The sequence below is a fragment of the Arthrobacter sp. K4-10C genome (genome assembly GCF_059090085.1).
Window position 1 is genome coordinate 15,970 of record NZ_JBNHFI010000013.1, and the last position, 18,247, is coordinate 34,216.

Here is an 18,247-nt window from a genome sequence, read left to right on the forward strand (position 1 = left end):
ATCTTTCCCGTCCGTCAAGATCTTTCGGTAACCGCTTTCCCGGCAGTGCCCCGTGAGGGGCGAATGCTCCGGATGCCTGGCGCCAGTCCGTGGGCCAGGGCAAAGCTTGCGGGGGCCACAATTGTCGTGCCGTTCTGGCAGGATGGACCGGTGACGATTACTGCAGCGGCTGACGGTTCAGCCTTGGGAAACCCTGGCCCGGCCGGCTGGGCCTGGTACGTGAATGACGACTGCTGGCGGGCGGGCGGATGGCCCCACGGTACCAACAACCAGGGTGAACTGATGGCGGTCCTCGATCTTCTGCGTGCCACCGCCCACCTCCCGGAGGAGGACCTGCTCATACTCTGTGACAGCCAGTACGTGATCAACTCGATCACCAAATGGATGCCGGGATGGAAGCGCAAAGGCTGGCGCAAGGCAGACGGAAAGCCTGTTTTGAACGTGGAGCTCTTGAAGGAACTGGACCGCGAGCTTGCGGGCCGCAGGTACACCTTCGAATGGGTCAAGGGCCACGCCGGGCACGATCTGAACGAGGCTGCTGACGAGCGCGCCCGGGCGGCGGCCACCGCCTACCAGCAAGGGGTCGCTGCGCGTTCAGGTCCCGGCTTTCCGGGCGCACACCATGCCTCGCCCGGGGGTGCGACAGCCGTCCGGCCTGCAACTGCTGCCCCGCAAACCCGGGGGGCAGCAGAAACACAGCCGGCAAAAACTCCTGGTGCCGCGGAATCGCAGCGGACAGCAGTGGCCGTGCCCGCGGGAAGCCTGGAAGAGCCCGACCTGTTCAGCCAGCTTGAAAGTGACGCCCTCGACGTGGCCGAAGCCAAGCGGCAGGCCGCTCCGCCCGAGGCCCTCGTCGAGGAGCTGGAGCGTGAGCTGCTGGGGCCGCTGGTGCGCGGCGATATCGGCCGCACCGCGGTTCTGCTGCACCCGGATTTCATGGAGATCGGCAGCTCGGGAAGGGTCTGGACGCGCGACGCCATGATGATGGCGCTCGAGGAGGATCCGGGGGAGAGAACCGACATCGAAATCCTGGGGGCAGACAGGATCGGAACGGGCGCAGTCCTGCTGACCTACCGGAGCTTCGCCCGCTCCGGAACCGTCCTTCGCAGCTCGCTGTGGGTTCTTGATGGCGACCGGTGGCGGCTGCGGTTCCACCAGGGAACACCGGAAGCATAGCCGCCCCGGCCACCCGCGGCCGGCGACAGGCCTGAAAGTGCTCAGCTGAAGCGCTGGGTGTTGCCCTGCTCCGCCTGTGCGTACGTTGCGGCAGCCGATGCCAGCGCTGCGTTAATGGACGCCAGCGCGGCTTCCACGCGCCCCTGCGTCATGGTCCACTCGGCTATCAACGCCTGGAAGTTCGTCGCCGCAGAGCCGCGCCAGCTGCCCTGCAGTTCATCCAGCCCGTGCTTCATGGCCTGGACGTCCGTGCTGATCCTGTCCACTGTGGACTGCACGTTGGCTGACTTCAGCTGCAGCAGTTCGGTATCCACGGAAATGATGCTCATGGCGGTGCCTTTCGGGATGGTGGGCAGCGTGCGCTTTCCCCGCCCGGCCGATCCGGGCTGCTGCAACAAGCCTAGGGAGGCGCCCGCATCCCGTGCCAAGGCCAAAGGCTATATGTGGATAACTTCTCCGTCGCTGCCCGCGTCGGCCTGGGCGGGGTTCTCATCGCGAAAAGGCAGGCTGACCACCAAAGTGGCGCCGCCGCCGTCGGTCTTTTCAACACGGACCGAGCCGCCGTGGGAGCCCACAATCGCAGCCACGATGGCCAGGCCCAGGCCGCTGCCGCCTGTTTCCCGAGTACGGGAGGTGTCAGCCCGGTAGAAACGCTCAAACACCTTCGAGGCATCCTCGTCCGATATGCCCGGCCCGTGGTCGCGGACCTCGATGATGGAGCGGGATTCACCGTTCACGTTCCGCACGCCCACTGCGAGTTCGACGGGGCTGCCCTCCGGGGTGTAGCGCAGCGCATTGCCAACCAGGTTGCCCACCACCTGGCGGAGCTTTGCCTCGTCACCGAGCACTGGTGCAGGGGTAGCGGGGCCGCCATCGAGACCGGTCAGCGAGATCATGCGCGAGCGTTCGCTGGCCTGGGTATCCACCACCGCATCGTGGGCGATCAACTGCAGGTCCACCGGCTTCTGCTGCAGCGGACGCTGCTCGTCCAGCCTTGCGAGCAGCAGCAGGTCTTCCACCATTGACCCCATGCGCTTGGCTTCGCTTTCGATCCGGCCCATGGCGGTGGCCACGTCCTCGTCAGTGGTGAGCGCGCCATGCCGGTACAGCTCGGAAAAACCTCGGATGGTCACCAGCGGCGTCCGCAGTTCATGGGACGCGTCGGCGGCAAACCGGCGCATCCTCGCCTCGGAGGCGGTGCGGGCCGCGAAGGCGGTTTCGATATGCGCCAACATGGCGTTAAGTGAACTGCTGAGCCGCCCGAGTTCCGTGGCGGGGTTTTCCACGTCCACGCGGCGGGACAGGTCGCCGGCAGCGATGGCAGCTGCCGTTTTTTCAACCCTTGCCAGCGGCCGGAAGGACCGGGACACCGTCCAGCTGGCGATCAGGGAAGCCAGGAGCAGGGTGAGGAGGCCCACGCCGATGACCACGAGGGTGGCGTGTTTGAGGACGTCGTCCACGCTTCGGAGCGGCAAACCAATAACCACAACGGCGGGTCGGTTGCTGACGAGCACATTCACCGCAACGACCCGCCAGTTCTCATCGTCTGTGCCCCGGACCTGGTAGGGAACACCACCGCGCGCCTGGGCCTGCTCCGCCGACATGGCGCTGATGTCCGGGCCGCCGCCGTCGGGGTCCCGGCCGAACGGGAAGGGCTCTTCGCCCGGAACAAAGAGTGTCAGTGAATAGTCCGTGGGGACCATCGGATGGGGTGCCTGCAGCTGGGTGAAGGACTGCTGCTCTTCGGCGAGGTCCACGGCCGCCTTCAGCTTGTCGTCCACCTGTCCCTGCAGGTAGCTGTGCAGCAGCGCAAGGGTGCCCGCCCCGGTCACGGTCAGTGCCACGATCAGCAGGGCCATGATCATGGCCACCAGCTGCGTCCTCAAGGAGGAGGACTTCCACCGCTTCAGCAAGGTCAGCGCTTTTCTGCCGTCCGGAGCACGTAACCAACGCCGCGCTTGGTCTGGATCAGGGCCGGCGCCTCGGGATCGATGTCCACTTTCCGGCGCAGGTAGGAGATGTACGACTCAACGATGGATGCATCGCCGTTGAAGTCGTACTCCCAGACGTGGTCCAGGATCTGTGACTTGGACAGCACACGGTTGGGGTTGAGCATGAGGTAGCGGAGCAGTTTGAACTCGGTGGGGGAGAGCTCGATCACGGTGCCGCCGCGGCGCACCTCATGGGCATCATCGTCCAGCTCCAGGTCTCCGACGCGGATGACGGCGTCATCGTCCAGCAGCGGCTGGGTGCGGCGCAGGACGGCCCGGATCCGCGCCACCACTTCGTCCAGGCTGAAGGGCTTGGTGACATAATCGTCTCCGCCCACCGTGAGTCCCGTGACCTTGTCCTCGGTGTCGTCCTTCGCGGTGAGGAAGAGCACGGGGAAGTGCTTCCCGGACGCCCTGAGCTTGCGGGTCACCGTGAACCCGTCCATGTCGGGAAGCATGACGTCCAGCACGGCCAGATCGGGTGCGTGCGAGTCAGCAGCGGCCAGGGCGTCCCGGCCGTTGGCTGCCGAGACAACTTCGAACCCGGCGAACCGCAGCGAGGTGGACAACAGCTCGCGGATGTTGGGTTCGTCGTCGACAACGAGGAGCTTTGCTTCGGGGCCGTTCTTGTTCATGCTCCCATCATGCTCCCAGTCTCTGGGAGTTGTCTGGATGTTCCATGAAAGAAACATGCGGAGCAGCATCGGATTGGAAAGCCTGGTGGCTGCCCGCCCGGACATGGTCCGGTTCATCCTCAAACGGCTGGAGGAGCTGGGCTGGTAGCTGTGCTAGCCCGGCTGGCCGACGTCCTTGGCGTCCATGATCCGGTACGCGTAGCCCTGTTCGGCCAGGAACCGCTGGCGTTTGGCAGCGAAGTCCTGATCCAGCGTGTCACGCGCTACCAGCGAATAGAAACGGGCCGCCCGGCCGTCCTTCTTGGGCCGAAGCAGCCTTCCCAGCCGCTGGGCCTCCTCCTGCCGGGAGCCGAAGGAACCGGACACCTGGATGGCAACGGACGCCTCGGGAAGGTCGATGGAGAAGTTGGCAACCTTGGAGACCACGAGGGTCTGGATGTCACCGGCCCGGAACTCATCAAAGAGCCTCTGGCGGACCTTCACGGAGGTGTCGCCCTTGATGACCGGAGCCCCCAAGCGCATGCCGAGGTCGTCCAGCTGGTCGATGTACTGCCCGATCACCAGCAACTGCTCGCCTGCATGCCTGGCCACGAGCTCCTCCACCACCTGCGTCTTGGACTCGGAGGTGGAACACAGGCGGTACTTGTCGGCGTCATCGGCCATGGCGTACGCCACCCGCTCGTCCTTGGGCAGGTCCACGCGGACCTCCACGCAGTCGGCGGGGGCGATGTACCCCTGGGACTCGATGTCTTTCCACGGGGCGTCATAGCGCTTGGGCCCGATGAGGCTGAACACTTCGCCTTCCCGGCCATCCTCCCGGACCAGGGTGGCGGTGAGCCCGAGCCGGCGCCGGGCCTGCAGGTCGGCCGTCATCCGGAAAATCGGGGCCGGCAGCAGGTGCACCTCGTCGTAGATGATCAGGCCCCAGTCGTGGCCGTCCACCAGTTCCAGGTGCGGATAGAGGCCGCCGCGCCGGGTCGTTAGGACCTGGTAGGTGGCGATGGTTACCGGCCGGACTTCCTTGACAGCGCCGGAGTATTCGCCGATCTCGTCGTCGGTCAGGGACGTGCGCTTCAGCAGCTCGTCCTTCCACTGCCGGGCAGCCACGGTGTTCGTGACAAGGATCAGGGTGGTGGTGGAGCCGGTGGCCATGGCGGCTGCACCCACCAGGGTTTTGCCGGCCCCGCAGGGCAGCACAACCACTCCACTGCCGCCGGCCCAAAAGTTTTCACTGGCGAGCCGCTGGTAGGGCCGCAGCTGCCAGCCGTCCTCGTTGAGCGCGATGAGGTGCGGCGTGCCGTCCACGTATCCCGCCAGGTCCTCCGCCGGCCAGCCGATCTTGAGCAGGAGCTGCTTGAGCTGGCCGCGCTGGGATGCGTGGACCACCACGGTTTCGCCGTCGATCCGGGGCCCCAGCAGGGGCTGGATCTTCTTGGCCCGGATCACTTCCTCCAGCACCGGGTAATCGTCCGTCCGCATCACCAGGCCGTGCTGGGGATCCTTTTCCAGGCGGAGCCGGCCGTACCGCGACATCGTTTCCTCGATATCGATCAGCAGGGAGTGCGGCACCGGAAACCGGGAGTACTTCAGCAGCGTATCCAGCACCTTTTCCGCGTCCAGCCCCGCTGCGCGGGCGTTCCACAGACCCAAAGGCGTCAGCCGGTAGCTGTGCATGTGCTCGGGCGCCCGTTCCAATTCTGCGAACGGCGCGATGGCATGCCGCGCCTCGGTGGCCAACTCGTGGTCCACCTCAAGGAGGATGGTTTTATCGCTTTGGACGATCAGCGGTCCGTCGTTCACGCAGGAGAGTCCTTCACTGGCGCAGTTCCTCTGCGGCCTCAACATCGATAATCCGGTGAATGGACAGGACGCGTTCCGTTTCCTTCGCGGGATCAAACACCCGGACCCGTCCGCCGCTCACCGATAAGGGAACAACAACTTCCAGGTTGGCATTCCCCAGGCTGTCCACCACGTTCATGCTGATCCGCTGCTTCAGCCGGATGGCGCGCTGCAGGACTTCGAGCCCCAGCTGCGTGGCCACTTCACCGGCGCTGTCCCCGCCGGCATGGTGTACGACGGCGGTACCCGCCTGGCGCAGCACGGCCAGCTGGGCGTCCACGTCTTCGGCAGCCGGCGCCGTGCCGGGCGGCGTGTAGACGGGCCGGTTGCTTTCCTGCGGGGCAGGGGTGCGGCGAAGGCGGATTGCCGGTTCGCCGGTTCCTTCCACGGCGGGGGACAGGCCAAGGCTCCTCAGGATCTGGGCGGTTTCCCGCACCGGAGTGGTGGACACCAGGACCGTGGGCGCAATCCGCACCAGCCCCAGCCCGGACGCCTTCGGCCCTGAGAGCAGCTCAAGGAGGGCCGCCTCGTCGTCGCTCTGGATAAAGCAGGCCGCCTGCCCCACCCGCAGCCGGCCGTGCCGTGAGGCGGTGTCCTCCACGAGGTACTCGAGCGGCTGGGGCACGGCCGTGGCGGAGTGCTCGCGCAGGAACGCCAGCAGGCCCGACGCGTCATAGCCGGAATCAAGGGCACGGCGGATGGAACCCTCCGAGAACCTGTAAATGGTGGCGGGACCCTGGCCCTCGGCGTCGGCCATGACCAGGAGCTTCCCGGCAAGGTCCGGGGCGAGGTATCCGGGAGCCACGGCAGTGAGGTCCGCCTGCAAGAGCACATGGTTCAACGCGGCGGGGAGATGTTCGCCGAGGATGGCCAGGGCGGCATCGGGGCGGTCCTCCGCGAAGGCGCTGCCCAGCTGCGTCAGGGCCCCGGAGCCCACCAGGCCGAGCAGTTCCGCTTCGGCGAGGACCCCGCGGATCAGCGAACTGAACCGCCGCGCCATCCGGGGCTGTGCCCACTCTGCACGCTGGAGGACGGCGGCCGCGTCCAGCACCGGCGCGGCGCCGTCCTCCGCCGCAGCCTCCGTGGTGAGCTCGTGAAGAATTTCAAGGACGCGCTTGCGGATCACCGGGGCGTCGGGCCTCTGGGGCTCGGCGGACAACGCCACAATGGTGCTGCCGGACGCCGTGCGGTGCGCCGCCGTTTGGGCACTATTAATGGGTTGGCCCACCAGGGACGGGACCCTTTCGCTGGCAAGCCACGCGTTCACCAGCCACAGCCACTGCTCCTGCCGGGGCAACCCAAGCCATTCAAGCTCCGGCGGCTGGACCCACGACGAGGAGTCAACGTCCAGCCGGATCAGGCCGGCGAGCCCGCACAGTTCCAGCAACAGCCCCACCAGTGCCTGGTCAACCCGGAGCAGGTCGGCCAGCCGCCGCGTCTCGCGTACGCCCACGCCGCCGCTGCGCAACGTCGACAACGGCTGCTCCCGCACGGCGTGGAGCAGTTCACCCACCAGCCGCAGCGCCTCCGAGATGGCACTCATGGCCGCATTCCTCCGCAGCAGGGCGGTAGTCCTCCCCAGTTCCGGGACCGGCGGTGAGAGGGCGAAGTCATCGATGATCACTCCGCCGCGCAGGGACAGCCCCACGCTGTGCGGCAGCTCGACGTGGGCCGCGTCGAGCGGCACCAGCAGCCCGCGGGCCAGGAGCCAGTCAACGGGCCCGACGTCGGACCCTTCCGTCGTGACGGAGGCCTTGCGTTGCGCCTGGGGGACGGCACCCATGGCCCAGTTGCGGAACCTGGCGAGCAGCGCCGTCGTCCGTTCCGGCGCTCCGGCGAGGATGTCCTTCAGTGCCTCCGGCGAGGAGGTCCAGCGCTGCAGCGCGAGCGCCGCCTCCATGGGGGTGGTGGCATCCTGGATGGCGGCGCCGCTGTGGTGCAGCTCGGAGACCAGCTGGACCGCACGCTGGGCGAACGCCGGCTGGAGGCGCACCAGTTCCGTGTAGCTCCTGCCGAGGCCTGCGGGATAGAGTCCCACCACGTCCTTGAGGCACCCGACGGGGAGGTAGAAACGCTGCCTGGCGCCGGAGGCAGGGGTCCCGTGCGGCGGCGATGCGCGGTGCACCAGCGCCAGTTCCTGCAACACGGCGAGGATCTGCTCAACCGTGGCCACCGTGGCCCCGGCGATCATTTTCCGCAGACCTGCGGCCGAGGCGCTGTGTTCCGTATCCGTGTTGGTGCACAGGTGAAGGGTTTCAAGGACCTGCATCTGTGGCTTGTTGAGCCGTTCGAGCGCCCGCTGGACGCTGACCCGGGAACTTGCGCGGGCAGCGAGGGCGGAGAAATCGGGAACAGCGGGGGAGACCAGGTCCGGCCGCGCGGCGAACAGCGCACGCAGCGAGTCGTCGCTGCGTGACTCCAGGTCCTTGCTGAGCGCGCGTATGAGGGACATCAGTCCAACGTTACCGCCGGTCCGGCTTTCCTGCCCGGCGCCGCCCGGCAACGCTGTCCAGGACAAGGAACAGCATGAGCAGGAACGCCGCCGGCAGCCCGTACAGCGCGGAGTAGGTAACCCAGGCCGGCGCCACCGAGTCAGCGAAAGCGAGCGCCATCACTGCTCCCACTGCTGCCAGGGAGAGCACGGCAATGACTGCGGCCGCGATCATAACGGGCCGGCGGTAGCGCGAGGGTGTCATGGACGTAACGCTACAGCCCCGGGGCGGCGGGAGTGAACGCTGTTACCTGGGGCCCCGGAAGCCCGTTGAAAGCGGGAATAGGGTACTCGGCAGGATAACCTTGGAGGAACAGACCAACACGGTTTGAAGCTGCCATACCTTGAACCCGCACAACATTGCGGATGCGGTGGCGGCTGGCCGTGTCTCATGACAGCAGAACGAAGAAGGTTGATTACGTGCCTACCGGCAAGGTCAAGTGGTATGACAAGGACAAGGGCTTCGGGTTTCTCGCGGGCGAGGACGGCCAGGAAGTTTTCCTGCCAAAATCGTCTCTGCCAGAGGGCGTGACGGAGCTCAAGGCCGGCACCCGGGTGGAGTTCGGCGTGGCCGACGGCCGCAAGGGCGCCCAGGCACTGGGCCTGCGGGTGCTGGACAAGACGCCCTCCATTGCCAAGGCGAAGCGGCCCGCCGCCAGGGACCTCGCCCCGCTGGTGCAGGACCTGGTGAGTGTGCTGGACAACCTGTCCGGCACGCTGTCCAAAGGCAAGTACCCGGAAGGCAACAAGGGCAAGGCCATCGCTGCTGCCCTGCGTAAGGTTGCCGACGAGCTGGACGTTTAGGCACCGATGAGTCCGGAAGCTGAACAGCCGGAGACGCAGGTGCAGGACCCGAGGGGTGCCCCACCGGCTCAGGCAGCAGGGACCTCCCCGGTCCCTGCCGCAGCCAAGAACACGGCCAAGCGCCGGGCAGGGGTGCCGGTGTGGCGTACGGGAAAGCCGGACGCCTTCCTGGCCGCCGCCGTCGAAACGGCCCGCACCGCGCTGGAGGGCATCACCGCGCCCTCGGACATCGGGCGGCACCTCGCAGCCAAGAGCGAGGGCGACCGCCTGGTCACGCACCTGTTCGAATCGAAGCTTGCCGGCTACATGGGCTGGCAGTGGTATGCGGTGGTGACTCGCAACTCCCGTTCAAAGGTGGTCACCGTCAGCGAACTGGGTTTGCTGCCTTCCGAGGATTCAATCCTTGCCCCGGAGTGGGTGCCCTGGGCTGAGCGGGTCCGGCCGGAGGACGAGCAGCAGCAGGACGAAGCTGCGGAATCTCAAGGCCCGGAATCTCAAGGCCCGGAGCCGGAAGCAACCGAGTGGACTGCGGGCGGGGAATCGGAAGGTACCCCGGCCGCAGCCAGGGATATTGCGGAACCCGATGCTGACGCAGGTATGGCAGGCTCCGACGCCGCCGACGCGGACTACACCGAAGCCGGTCCCGCCGCACCGGCCTCAGCCAGGGACGCCGGAAGAGACTAAGTACACACTTCCCCAACGTGGGACACACGAACGGCGCCGCCCAGGGAAACCCGGGCGGCGCCGTCGTACCTGGCAGAGCGCTACTTGCGCAGCTCGCCCACCACGTAATCGATGCTGGCCAGCAGCGCGGAGACGTCTGCGGGCTCGATGGCCACAAACGTGGCAATGCGGAGCTGGTTGCGGCCAAGCTTCCGGTAGGGCTCGGTGTCCACGATGCCGTTGGCCCGCAAGACCTTGGCGACGACGGCGGCGTCCACCGATTCGTCGAAGTCGATGGTGGCGATCACGTTGGAACGCTCATCCGGGTTGGCAACAAAGGGGGCGGCGAACTCGGCGGACTCGGCCCAGTTGTAGATGCGGCCTGCCGAGTCTGCCGTCCTGGCTGCCGCAAAATCCAGCCCGCCGTTCGAGTTCAGCCACTGCACCTGGGCGTCCAGGGTCACCAGCGTGGACAGGGAGGGGGTGTTGTACGTCTGGTTCAGCCGCGAGTTATCGATGGCGGTCTGCAGGTCCAGGAAGTCGGGAATCCAGCGGTCGCTTGCCTTGATCCGTGCGGCGCGTTCCAGTGCAGCGGGGGAAAACAGGCCAAGCCACAGGCCGCCGTCGGAGGCGAAGTTCTTCTGCGGGGCAAAGTAGTAGACATCGCTCTGGGCCACATCCACATCCAGGCCGCCGGCCGCCGAGGTGGCGTCCACCAGCACCAGTGCGCCCTCGTCTGCACCCGCCACCCGCTTGACCGGAGCGGACACGCCCGTGGACGTTTCGTTCTGGGGCCAGGCGTACACGTCGACGCCGGTTTCTGCCTCAGCGGCCGGGCGGGTGCCGGGCTCGGACTTGATGATCGACGAAGCGTCCAGGAAGGGTGCCTTGTTGGTGGCTGCCGCAAACTTGGAGCCGAACTCGCCGAAGGACAAATGCTGGGCTTTTTTCTCCACCAGGCCGAAGCTGGCAACGTCCCAGAATGCCGTGGAACCGCCCACGCCCAGGACAACCTCGTACCCTTCCGGGGCGCGGAAGAACTGGCTCAGGCCCTCCCGGACAGAGCCAACGAGGTTCTTGACCGGGGCCTGGCGGTGGGAAGTGCCGAGGATGTCCTTCGATGCGGCGGACAGCGCATCAATCTGCTCCTGGCGGACCTTGGAAGGTCCGGCGCCGAACCGCCCGTCCTTGGGGAGGAGATCGGCAGGAATAGTGATGCTGGGTTCGCTCACAGGGGCTCCAATTTCGGCGTGGACGCAGCTTTGGTCCGGGCGGGTGGATGGTCAAAGGCACGCAGTCGGCAATGACTGCATCGAAGGCCTTTCCCATTCTGCCTGAACAGCTGTTTCGGCGGGAACCGGGACCGTCATAGTCCGACCACTGAGACGCACTCCGGGGGCGCTTCCAACTATTCGGACTAAGTCAAAATAGGCTAAGCTAGCCAACGGACTACGTCGCGGTGAACAGCGATACGGTGGGACAACGCAAGGTACTGCGCTCGAGGAGCTGAGCTGGATGACGGATCTGATCGACACTACGGAGATGTACCTTCGGACCATTCTGGAACTGGAAGAAGAGAACATCGTTGCCCTGCGGGCCCGTATTGCAGAACGCCTGCGCCACTCGGGTCCCACGGTTTCCCAGACCATTGGCCGGATGGAGCGCGACGGGCTGGTTGTGGTGTCCGGCGACCGCCACCTAGAGCTCACCGAGATTGGACGCAAGCGCGCCACCGAAGTCATGCGCAAGCACCGCCTTGCCGAGCGGCTCCTGGCGGACGTCATTGGGCTTGACTGGGCCTACGTCCACGACGAAGCCTGCCGGTGGGAGCACGTCATGAGCGAGCGGGTGGAACGGCGTATCTACGAACTGCTGGACCATCCCACCGAGTCGCCATACGGAAACCCGATTCCTGGCCTCGCCGCACTGGGTGGACAACCGCGCCTGGCCGCAACGGATTCGGCCATGAGCCTCCTCGAAGCGATGAAGTCCTACAAACCCGCTTCCGCGGTGACGGTGAGCAGGCTGGCCGAGCCCATCCAGGTGGAGCCTGAGCTCCTGGCCCAGCTCGACGAGGGAGGCATCCGCCCCGGCGCCGCGCTCTCGCTGGAACGGGTGGGGGACTACATCTCGGTCCGGGTGCCCGGTATCGAAGGGGCCCTTGAGCTTCCGCCGGAGGTCGCCGCGCACGTCTTTGTGTCCGTCCGCTAAACTGCGGCGCTACCCCACGTGACGCTAATTACGCAAGATAACGGAATTGTTACTTTGGGGATTAAGCCCCTATAGTTGAACCAAGCGTTGATACATAAGCGTTACCTGATCCGGAGCCGAGCTCTGCCAGCGGATCAGGAGCACGAGTCATAACTGGCAGAGGCGGGGGAACCACAAGCGGCAGCGGGGGACTGCCTTGGGGTGAAGTCCGTCAGCAGCAAGCCTCTTCCAGCGAAGGAATCCCTCGGGGATATCTCTGTGCCGAAAGCTTGCTTACGGCGGACCGGGTCTTTGAACTCTCTGACCCGAATCCGACAGCTAACTTCGCAGGCTTTCCAGAGAGGAATCCTTCTTGTCCATGCAGACCTCCAGGGGGCGCCGCCGCGCGGCGGGCCCCGCTTCGGCACCGCGTGTCGTCGAAGTCATCCACACGGAGCGCCCCCGCGATCTCCACCGTGATGCGCGCCGCCGTCGGGGTCCGTTCCGGCAGGTCACGGAGTTCGCCTCAGCCAGCGGCATTGGCCAAAAAGCCGGCATTGCACTCGCCGCCACCGGCCTGGTACTCACGGTGACAGTTCCGGCCACCAGCCCCGTCATGGCCACCGATGGCTCCGGCATAGCGCCCGTTGCAGCTTCGGCAACAGCCCCGCAGCCCGCAATTTCGGCTGAGGCCGGAGCGCAGATCGACTTCAGCCGCTCGGCCGTCGTGACGCAGGCCGATCCGGACGGCAAGCTCAAGCAGCTCCTGAGTGCCCAGTCCGCCGGCGCCGTCTCCCGCGCAGCATCCGCGGGAAGCCTGGGTGCCCCGCTGGCCACCCTGGTCACCGCATCACCCTTTGGCTACCGCGTCAGCCCGATCACGGGCGGATCCGGCGACTTCCACCGCGGGCAGGACTACGTTGCCCAGTGCGGCACCTCAGTGCTCGCCGCCGCCACGGGTACCGTGACCTTTGTCGGCTGGCACCAGTATGGTGGCGGGAACCGCGTGGTGATTGACCACGGAAACGGCCTGGAGACCACCTACAACCACCTGTCGTCCTTCAATGTGACAGAGGGCCAGACGGTCTCCCGCGGCGACGTTGTGGCGCTCAGCGGAACCACCGGCGCCTCCACTGGCTGCCACCTGCACTTTGAAGTGCAGGTCAACGGCGAAGTTGTCGATCCTACCGGCTGGCTGTAGTCAAATGATGGTCCACTCTCAAATCGCTGTGACCAGCCGTGACCTGAATGTGACATTCAAGCTAAACTGCTGTACCGTCTAACTCGCGTCAACTTTTCCGAAGTTGACGCTCTTGTGCGGATTGCCTAACTCTGCCACCGCTCAAGGTCCGTTCGCATTTCATCGTCTGGCAGGGGCGGGGGAACCAATTTTGGCCTTCTTCATGAAGGCCTTGGGGTTAAGTCGCAAAGCTTCCTGGAAGCGGCGCGGCCGGGTGACTCCCATCCGAATCCGACAGCTCACCTCGCAGGCATTGGGAGAGGCTACCTTCGTGTCATCACGCCATAATTCTGCGCGCCACCGTGCGCAACCGGTTCGTACCAACCCTCTGGACGCAGTGTCCAAGGCTGTGAGTGCCAACGCCGGGACAGTTGGTCGCCAGGCTGCAGTGGTTGCAGCTGCTTCCGGACTTGTCCTCGCTATGGGCCTGCCGGCCGGCGCTGCGGACACCACCGCTGGTGTCTCGGCTTCCACCGAGTCCGGTTCTGCGCAGACTGCCCTTGCCGTCACCGCAGCACCCACCGCCACCGTTTCCTTCGAGCGCCCGGTTGTCACCACCGTTGCCGCTCCCGTCGTCCAGCGGGTGACGGTCCAGTCCACCTCCGAAGACGATGAGCCGGCCACCGCCTCCACGGCAGCGGAAAAGGTTGTGGCCACCGCCGCTTCAGCGGCAACTTCCGGTCTCGCCGCCATCGCCTACACCGGCATTGGCAGCCCGTACGTCTGGGGCGGCACCAGCCCCACCACCGGCTGGGACTGCTCCGGTTTCACGCAGTGGGTCTACGCCCAGGCCGGCATCAGCATCCCCCGCGTGAACGCGTGGACCGCCATGACCCCCACTTCCACCCCCCAGCCGGGTGACCTGGTCATGCAGAACGGTGGTGCGCACGTCGGCATCTACGTCGGCAACGGCATGATGATCAGCGCCCTCAACCCCTCCCAGGGCACGCTGCTGCACTCTGTGGCCGCCACCGGAACCTCCTCCTTCTACACCCTCGCAGGCAAATAGTTCTTGGGGCTTCGGCCCCAGGAACTATTTCTTTGCCCCCACTTTTCGCCAATTCGCCAATCCCCGTTCGGGACGCGCCGGCATACCCCCAAGATGCCGGCGCGTCCAAAACTCTCGGGCCGCCCACAGGCCCCGAGGACATCGAAAGAGAGAACTGATGACTACTCGTGCTACCGCACGGCACCGTGCCGAGGTCACCAAAACCAGCTCAATCGCCATCATCGCCAAGGCTGTGGGCGACAACGCCGGCGGCGTAGGCCGCCAGGCGGCCGTGATCGCCGCCGCCTCCGGCCTGGTCCTGACCAGCGGCATCGCCGCCAATGCTGCTGACGCCAACATCCAGCGCGACTCCGCTCCGGCGTCGGCCCTGGAAGTTGAATCGGCGATCGAGGCCCCGATCTCCGCGGCGTCCACCATCTCCATCGCCTACGAAAAGCCTGCCGTCACCACCACGCCGGCTCCCGTTGTCGAGGAAGAGCCCGCGGTCGAGGTCCAGGAAGCCGCACCGGCTCCCGCAGCCAAGACCGCCGCAGCTCCGAAGGTCACCTCCACGGTTTCGACTGCCGCCGCCCCGGCGGCACCCGCTGCTTCCGCCAGCGGCAAGGGTGCAGCCATCCTGTCCGCCGCGTACGCCCAGCTGGGTGTCATGCAGGACTGCACCATGCTGGTCACCAACTCCCTGGCCGCCGTTGGCATCAACTTCCACGACTGGCCTGCAGGCTACCTGTCCCTGGGCCGCACCGTGAGCGCCGCCGAGGCCCAGCCCGGCGACCTGATCTACTACGCCGACGGCGGTGCGGGCATGGCCCACATTGCTGTCTACGCCGGCAACGGCCAGGCAGTACACGGCGGCTACAACGGCAACCAGACTGTTGTCTTCAGCGCGAACGTCGGTTCCGGCCCGGTCTTCATCCGCGTCAGCTAGCCACCAGCATCATCGGCAGGGTTCCCGGCCGGTCGCGATGCAGTAAGGACCCCTGCCCACAAGGCAGGGGTCCTCGCTCTTTAAGGGCTCAGGTCTTAACATCTCGGTCCGTTCCACGGGGCTGTGGGGACCCCGCCCTCGGGCAGCCCGCGTGGGCTGCAGCAGGAGATCCCTGCTGTGCGCAGCAGAGGCTAATGGCCGGGCGATTAGCTGATCGTGCACTTCTTTGTTTACTCTTGTGGTGTCGATCCATAGCCCGGACATGCCGAGGGCAGCCGGCCCTCGTGCCCCTGACGGGTGCGGCCGTGAAGAGGTACGTGCATGCGCACTCTCGTTCTGAATGCTGGATATGAACCGCTGGCGGTTGTGACTTTCCGCCGGGCGCTGGTGCTTGTGCTGACGGGCAAGGCGAGCGTGGTGGCCGAAGGGGACGATCCTGTCGTGGGGCCGCAGGAGATACTGGGCCGCCCCTCGGTGATCCTCCTGAACCGCTACATCCGCCCCCGGTACAACAAGGCCACGGCTGTCAGCCGACGGGGTGTGCTGAGGCGCGACGGGCACAAGTGCGCATATTGCGGCAAGGCCGCGCACACGATCGACCACGTGCACCCAAAATCACGTGGCGGAGCGGACTCCTGGGAAAACCTGGTGGCAGCCTGCCTCCGCTGCAACAACGCCAAGGGTGACCACACTCCTGCGGAAATGGGCTGGAAGCTGCGGTTCGTGCCGGAACCTCCGCACGGCACCATCTGGCAGATCAAGGAGCTGGAGAAGCCCACCCCCGCGTGGGATCCCTTCCTGCTGCCCGAGCGCGCTGCCTGACCCGCGGTTCGCCGCTGTTGGGCCGCCAGGGCAATGCGGGTGGCTAGGCTGGAACAGTGGAAGTTCAACCTCCGATTTTCGATGCCCTGATCCTCGCCGGGGGCAGGTCCTCACGGCTGGGCGGCGTGCCGAAGCAGCACCTGGTCTTTCACGGTGCCACCCTGCTGCAGCGCTCCCTGGATGCCGCCTCCGGTGCCCGGCGGGTGGCGGTGGTGGGCCCTGACCCGGGACCCCTGCCAAAGGGTGTGCTGTCCTGCCGCGAGGAGCCCGCGTTCGCAGGTCCCGCCGCAGCCATCGCCGCGGGGTTGGCCGTCCTGGCTCGGGATGTGGAGGGGGCGGAGTACACGCTGGTGCTCGCATGTGACATGCCGCTGGTGGCGGACGCCGTCGCCAGGCTCTTCCCGGTGCTGGCGGCGAAGCAGGCCTCGGGGCAGGACGGCCAGCCCGATGCGGTCATGGCCAATACTGACGACGGTACAGCCCGCGGCAGGGCCCAGCCGTTGGCGGCGTTTTATCGCACAGACGGGTTAACAAAAGCCGTACAGGACCTTGCCGCAACGGGAGCGTTAATCAACGGCTCTGTCCGGTCGCTCCTTGCTAGTCTGGACGTGCAGCTTGTCACCGTCCCCGCCGGGTCCACAGCCGATGTGGACACCTGGGACGATGCCGCCGCTCTAGGGGTTGCCGCCGGCAGCCAGATCAAGGACCAGGGCCGGCGCAGCCGCAGTTGATTTGGGAGGCAGTTCATGAAGAGCCAGGATGAAACGCTGGAGGAATGGTGCAGGTCCCTGCTCCAGGCCTATGAACTCGAAGACGTCCAGGTGGACGTCAATGCCATTCTCTCGCTCGCCGGAGTGGCTGCCCATTCCGTGGTGCGTCCGGCCGCGCCGCTGACAACTTTCATTGCGGGTTATGCCGCCGGCCTCGCGTCCGGCGCTGGCCGGGCAACAGATTCCGCCTCCATGGACTCGGCACTCGCCGTGGCCCGTTCCCTGGCAGCCGACTACGATGCTGAAGCCGCCGGGACCCCCGGGGAATGACCGAGGACACCCCGTCAGAAGCGAGCCGACAAGAAGGGCAGGAAGCACACCATCACCTGGCCCATACCTGGCAGGAGGCCAGGCAGGCGGCCTTTGACTCAGCTACACCCATTCCTTCCGGGCCGGTGGCGCTTGAGCTTGCGCTTGGACGCACCCTGGACCAGGACATCGTGGCGCTGCAGGACATGCCGCACTATGCGTCTTCCGCCATGGACGGGTGGGTAGTCAACGGCAGCGGGCCCTGGGTTCCTGCCGAACCCGGAACCAGGCTGGCGCCGCACCAGGCGAGCCCCATCGTGACCGGCGGCCTCATCCCGCCAGGAGGCAAGGCCATCCTGCGAAGTGAGAGCGCTGTGCTGGGCAAGGACGACGACGGGTTGCCCATCCTGACCATTGGGGGCAACGCCCGGCCCGGGGAGCCGCGGACCGGCCAGCACATCCGGAAGGCGGGGGAGGAAGCCATGGAGGGCGACGTCCTGGTCAAGTCCGGGGTGCAGCTGAACCCTGCGCATCTTGCCCTTGCCGCCCTGGCCGGGCATGACGAACTGCGTGTCCGGGGCAAACCCCTGGTGCGGCTCCTGCTGACTGGCTCGGAGGTGGTGGCGCAGGGGCTTCCGGCTCCCGGCAAGGTGCGTGACACCTTTGGCCCCCAGCTTCCGGCAGTCGTAACGATGCTGGGCGGTATCGCCGGCGGGCAGCAGAAGATTGGTGACTCGTATGCGGAATGGCTCGCCGCCCTGGAAGACGTGGTCCCGGAGGTACCGGGCGCGCCGGACCTGCCTGCCGACGTCGTTATCACCACGGGAGGGACCGGCCGCTCCGGCACGGACCATCTGCGCAGGGCCGTGGCGGAGCTGGGAGGGCGGCTCCTGATCGATGGCGTGGCCATGCGCCCCGGGCATCCTGCCGTGCTGGCCGAGCTGCCGGACGGCCGGTTTGTCCTGGGGCTGCCCGGCAATCCGCTGGCGGCAATGATTGCCCTGTGCACCGTGGGTGCTCCGCTGCTGGCGGCACTGGGCCACGGCACCATGCCCGCTGTGCAGGAGGTGCCCTGCGGTACCGTTATCGAACCCGATCCCGGGCGAACCAGGCTGATGCCTTTCCGCCTGCTGTTCGGGATGGCGTCGCCGGCCCAGCACACGGGGCCGGGGATGATGCGCGGCCTGGCTTCCGCGGACGGCGTCATGGTGGTGCCGCCGCACGGGGTGCAGTTGGGGGAGCCGGTGCCTGCTTTTGCCTTGCCTTGGGGGCCGGCTATTCCCGCGCCAGCTGATGCTCCTGCAAAGACCAAGCCGAGGGGTGGCCGGACAGCCTCGAAACCCGCTCCCGCCGGCCCGGTGGACTGGAGTGCCCTCCTTGGATGAGCCGGTTTCCCTTACCACGCGTGGCTTCCGGCCGAGCCATGCCCCGTCAGTTGAGCAT

General features: G+C 66.5%; 18 protein-coding genes and 2 riboswitches. Of the genes, 11 read left to right on the forward strand and 7 right to left on the reverse strand.

Features of this window, described 5'->3' with window-relative positions:
* Positions 1-150 precede the first annotated feature (150 nt).
* Positions 151-1,176 carry an RNase H family protein gene (locus AC5RUU_RS17270; RefSeq protein WP_493976437.1) on the forward strand — a complete coding sequence of 342 codons (1,026 nt, stop codon included), beginning with the start codon at positions 151-153 and terminating at the stop codon, positions 1,174-1,176.
* A gap of 41 nt (positions 1,177-1,217) precedes the next feature.
* On the opposite strand, the gene AC5RUU_RS17275 is transcribed toward AC5RUU_RS17270, so the two are convergent.
* From AC5RUU_RS17275 to AC5RUU_RS17300, 6 genes are all read right to left on the reverse strand, one after another.
* Positions 1,218-1,505 (reverse strand): WXG100 family type VII secretion target, encoded by a 288-nt coding sequence (locus AC5RUU_RS17275; RefSeq protein ID WP_493976438.1) that lies wholly within the window; start codon positions 1,503-1,505, stop codon positions 1,218-1,220.
* A gap of 108 nt (positions 1,506-1,613) precedes the next feature.
* Positions 1,614-3,089, reverse strand: a complete 1,476-nt coding sequence (locus AC5RUU_RS17280; RefSeq protein ID WP_493976439.1) for a sensor histidine kinase — start codon at positions 3,087-3,089, stop codon at positions 1,614-1,616.
* Between the two features lie 2 nt (positions 3,090-3,091).
* Entirely contained in the window at positions 3,092-3,802 is a 711-nt protein-coding gene (locus AC5RUU_RS17285; protein WP_493976440.1) for a response regulator transcription factor, read from the reverse strand.
* Positions 3,803-3,955: 153 nt separating this feature from the next.
* Positions 3,956-5,602, reverse strand: a complete 1,647-nt coding sequence (locus AC5RUU_RS17290; protein WP_493976441.1) for a DNA repair helicase XPB — start codon at positions 5,600-5,602, stop codon at positions 3,956-3,958.
* A 13-nt stretch (positions 5,603-5,615) separates the two neighbouring features.
* On the reverse strand, positions 5,616-8,093 hold the full coding sequence (locus AC5RUU_RS17295) for a helicase-associated domain-containing protein (RefSeq protein ID WP_493976442.1): 2,478 nt from the start codon (positions 8,091-8,093) through the stop codon (positions 5,616-5,618).
* 10 nt (positions 8,094-8,103) lie between these two features.
* A complete protein-coding gene (locus tag AC5RUU_RS17300; RefSeq protein WP_493976443.1) occupies positions 8,104-8,337 on the reverse strand; it encodes a hypothetical protein in 234 nt (77 codons plus the stop codon).
* Positions 8,338-8,552: 215 nt separating this feature from the next.
* Between AC5RUU_RS17300 and AC5RUU_RS17305 the strand changes: the two genes are divergently transcribed.
* A complete protein-coding gene (locus AC5RUU_RS17305; protein ID WP_493976444.1) occupies positions 8,553-8,936 on the forward strand; it encodes a cold-shock protein in 384 nt (127 codons plus the stop codon).
* A gap of 6 nt (positions 8,937-8,942) precedes the next feature.
* A complete protein-coding gene (locus AC5RUU_RS17310; RefSeq protein ID WP_493976445.1) occupies positions 8,943-9,620 on the forward strand; it encodes a DUF3027 domain-containing protein in 678 nt (225 codons plus the stop codon).
* Positions 9,621-9,700: 80 nt separating this feature from the next.
* On the opposite strand, the gene serC is transcribed toward AC5RUU_RS17310, so the two are convergent.
* Positions 9,701-10,831 (reverse strand): phosphoserine transaminase, encoded by a 1,131-nt coding sequence (serC, locus tag AC5RUU_RS17315; protein WP_493976446.1) that lies wholly within the window; start codon positions 10,829-10,831, stop codon positions 9,701-9,703.
* Between the two features lie 283 nt (positions 10,832-11,114).
* Between serC and AC5RUU_RS17320 the strand changes: the two genes are divergently transcribed.
* From AC5RUU_RS17320 to AC5RUU_RS17355, 8 genes are all read left to right on the forward strand, one after another.
* The gene (locus AC5RUU_RS17320) at positions 11,115-11,810 is read left to right on the forward strand and encodes an iron-dependent transcriptional repressor DtxR (protein ID WP_493976447.1); all 696 of its coding nucleotides are present in this window, start codon (positions 11,115-11,117) and stop codon (positions 11,808-11,810) included.
* 129 nt (positions 11,811-11,939) lie between these two features.
* Positions 11,940-12,158: riboswitch (cyclic di-AMP (ydaO/yuaA leader) on the forward strand.
* A gap of 10 nt (positions 12,159-12,168) precedes the next feature.
* Positions 12,169-12,990, forward strand: a complete 822-nt coding sequence (locus AC5RUU_RS17325) for a M23 family metallopeptidase (protein WP_493976541.1) — start codon at positions 12,169-12,171, stop codon at positions 12,988-12,990.
* 128 nt (positions 12,991-13,118) lie between these two features.
* Positions 13,119-13,296: riboswitch (cyclic di-AMP (ydaO/yuaA leader) on the forward strand.
* A 70-nt stretch (positions 13,297-13,366) separates the two neighbouring features.
* Positions 13,367-14,038 carry a C40 family peptidase gene (locus AC5RUU_RS17330; protein ID WP_493976542.1) on the forward strand — a complete coding sequence of 224 codons (672 nt, stop codon included), beginning with the start codon at positions 13,367-13,369 and terminating at the stop codon, positions 14,036-14,038.
* Between the two features lie 157 nt (positions 14,039-14,195).
* On the forward strand, positions 14,196-14,963 hold the full coding sequence (locus AC5RUU_RS17335; protein WP_493976448.1) for an NlpC/P60 family protein: 768 nt from the start codon (positions 14,196-14,198) through the stop codon (positions 14,961-14,963).
* A gap of 321 nt (positions 14,964-15,284) precedes the next feature.
* Positions 15,285-15,785 (forward strand): HNH endonuclease, encoded by a 501-nt coding sequence (locus AC5RUU_RS17340; protein ID WP_493976449.1) that lies wholly within the window; start codon positions 15,285-15,287, stop codon positions 15,783-15,785.
* Positions 15,786-15,841: 56 nt separating this feature from the next.
* A complete protein-coding gene (mobA, locus tag AC5RUU_RS17345; RefSeq protein WP_493976450.1) occupies positions 15,842-16,516 on the forward strand; it encodes a molybdenum cofactor guanylyltransferase in 675 nt (224 codons plus the stop codon).
* 15 nt (positions 16,517-16,531) lie between these two features.
* Positions 16,532-16,825 (forward strand): DUF6457 domain-containing protein, encoded by a 294-nt coding sequence (locus tag AC5RUU_RS17350; RefSeq protein WP_493976451.1) that lies wholly within the window; start codon positions 16,532-16,534, stop codon positions 16,823-16,825.
* A complete protein-coding gene (locus tag AC5RUU_RS17355) occupies positions 16,822-18,189 on the forward strand; it encodes a molybdopterin molybdotransferase MoeA (protein ID WP_493976452.1) in 1,368 nt (455 codons plus the stop codon). The genes AC5RUU_RS17350 and AC5RUU_RS17355 overlap by 4 nt, the downstream gene beginning before the upstream one ends.
* Positions 18,190-18,247: the final 58 nt, after the last annotated feature.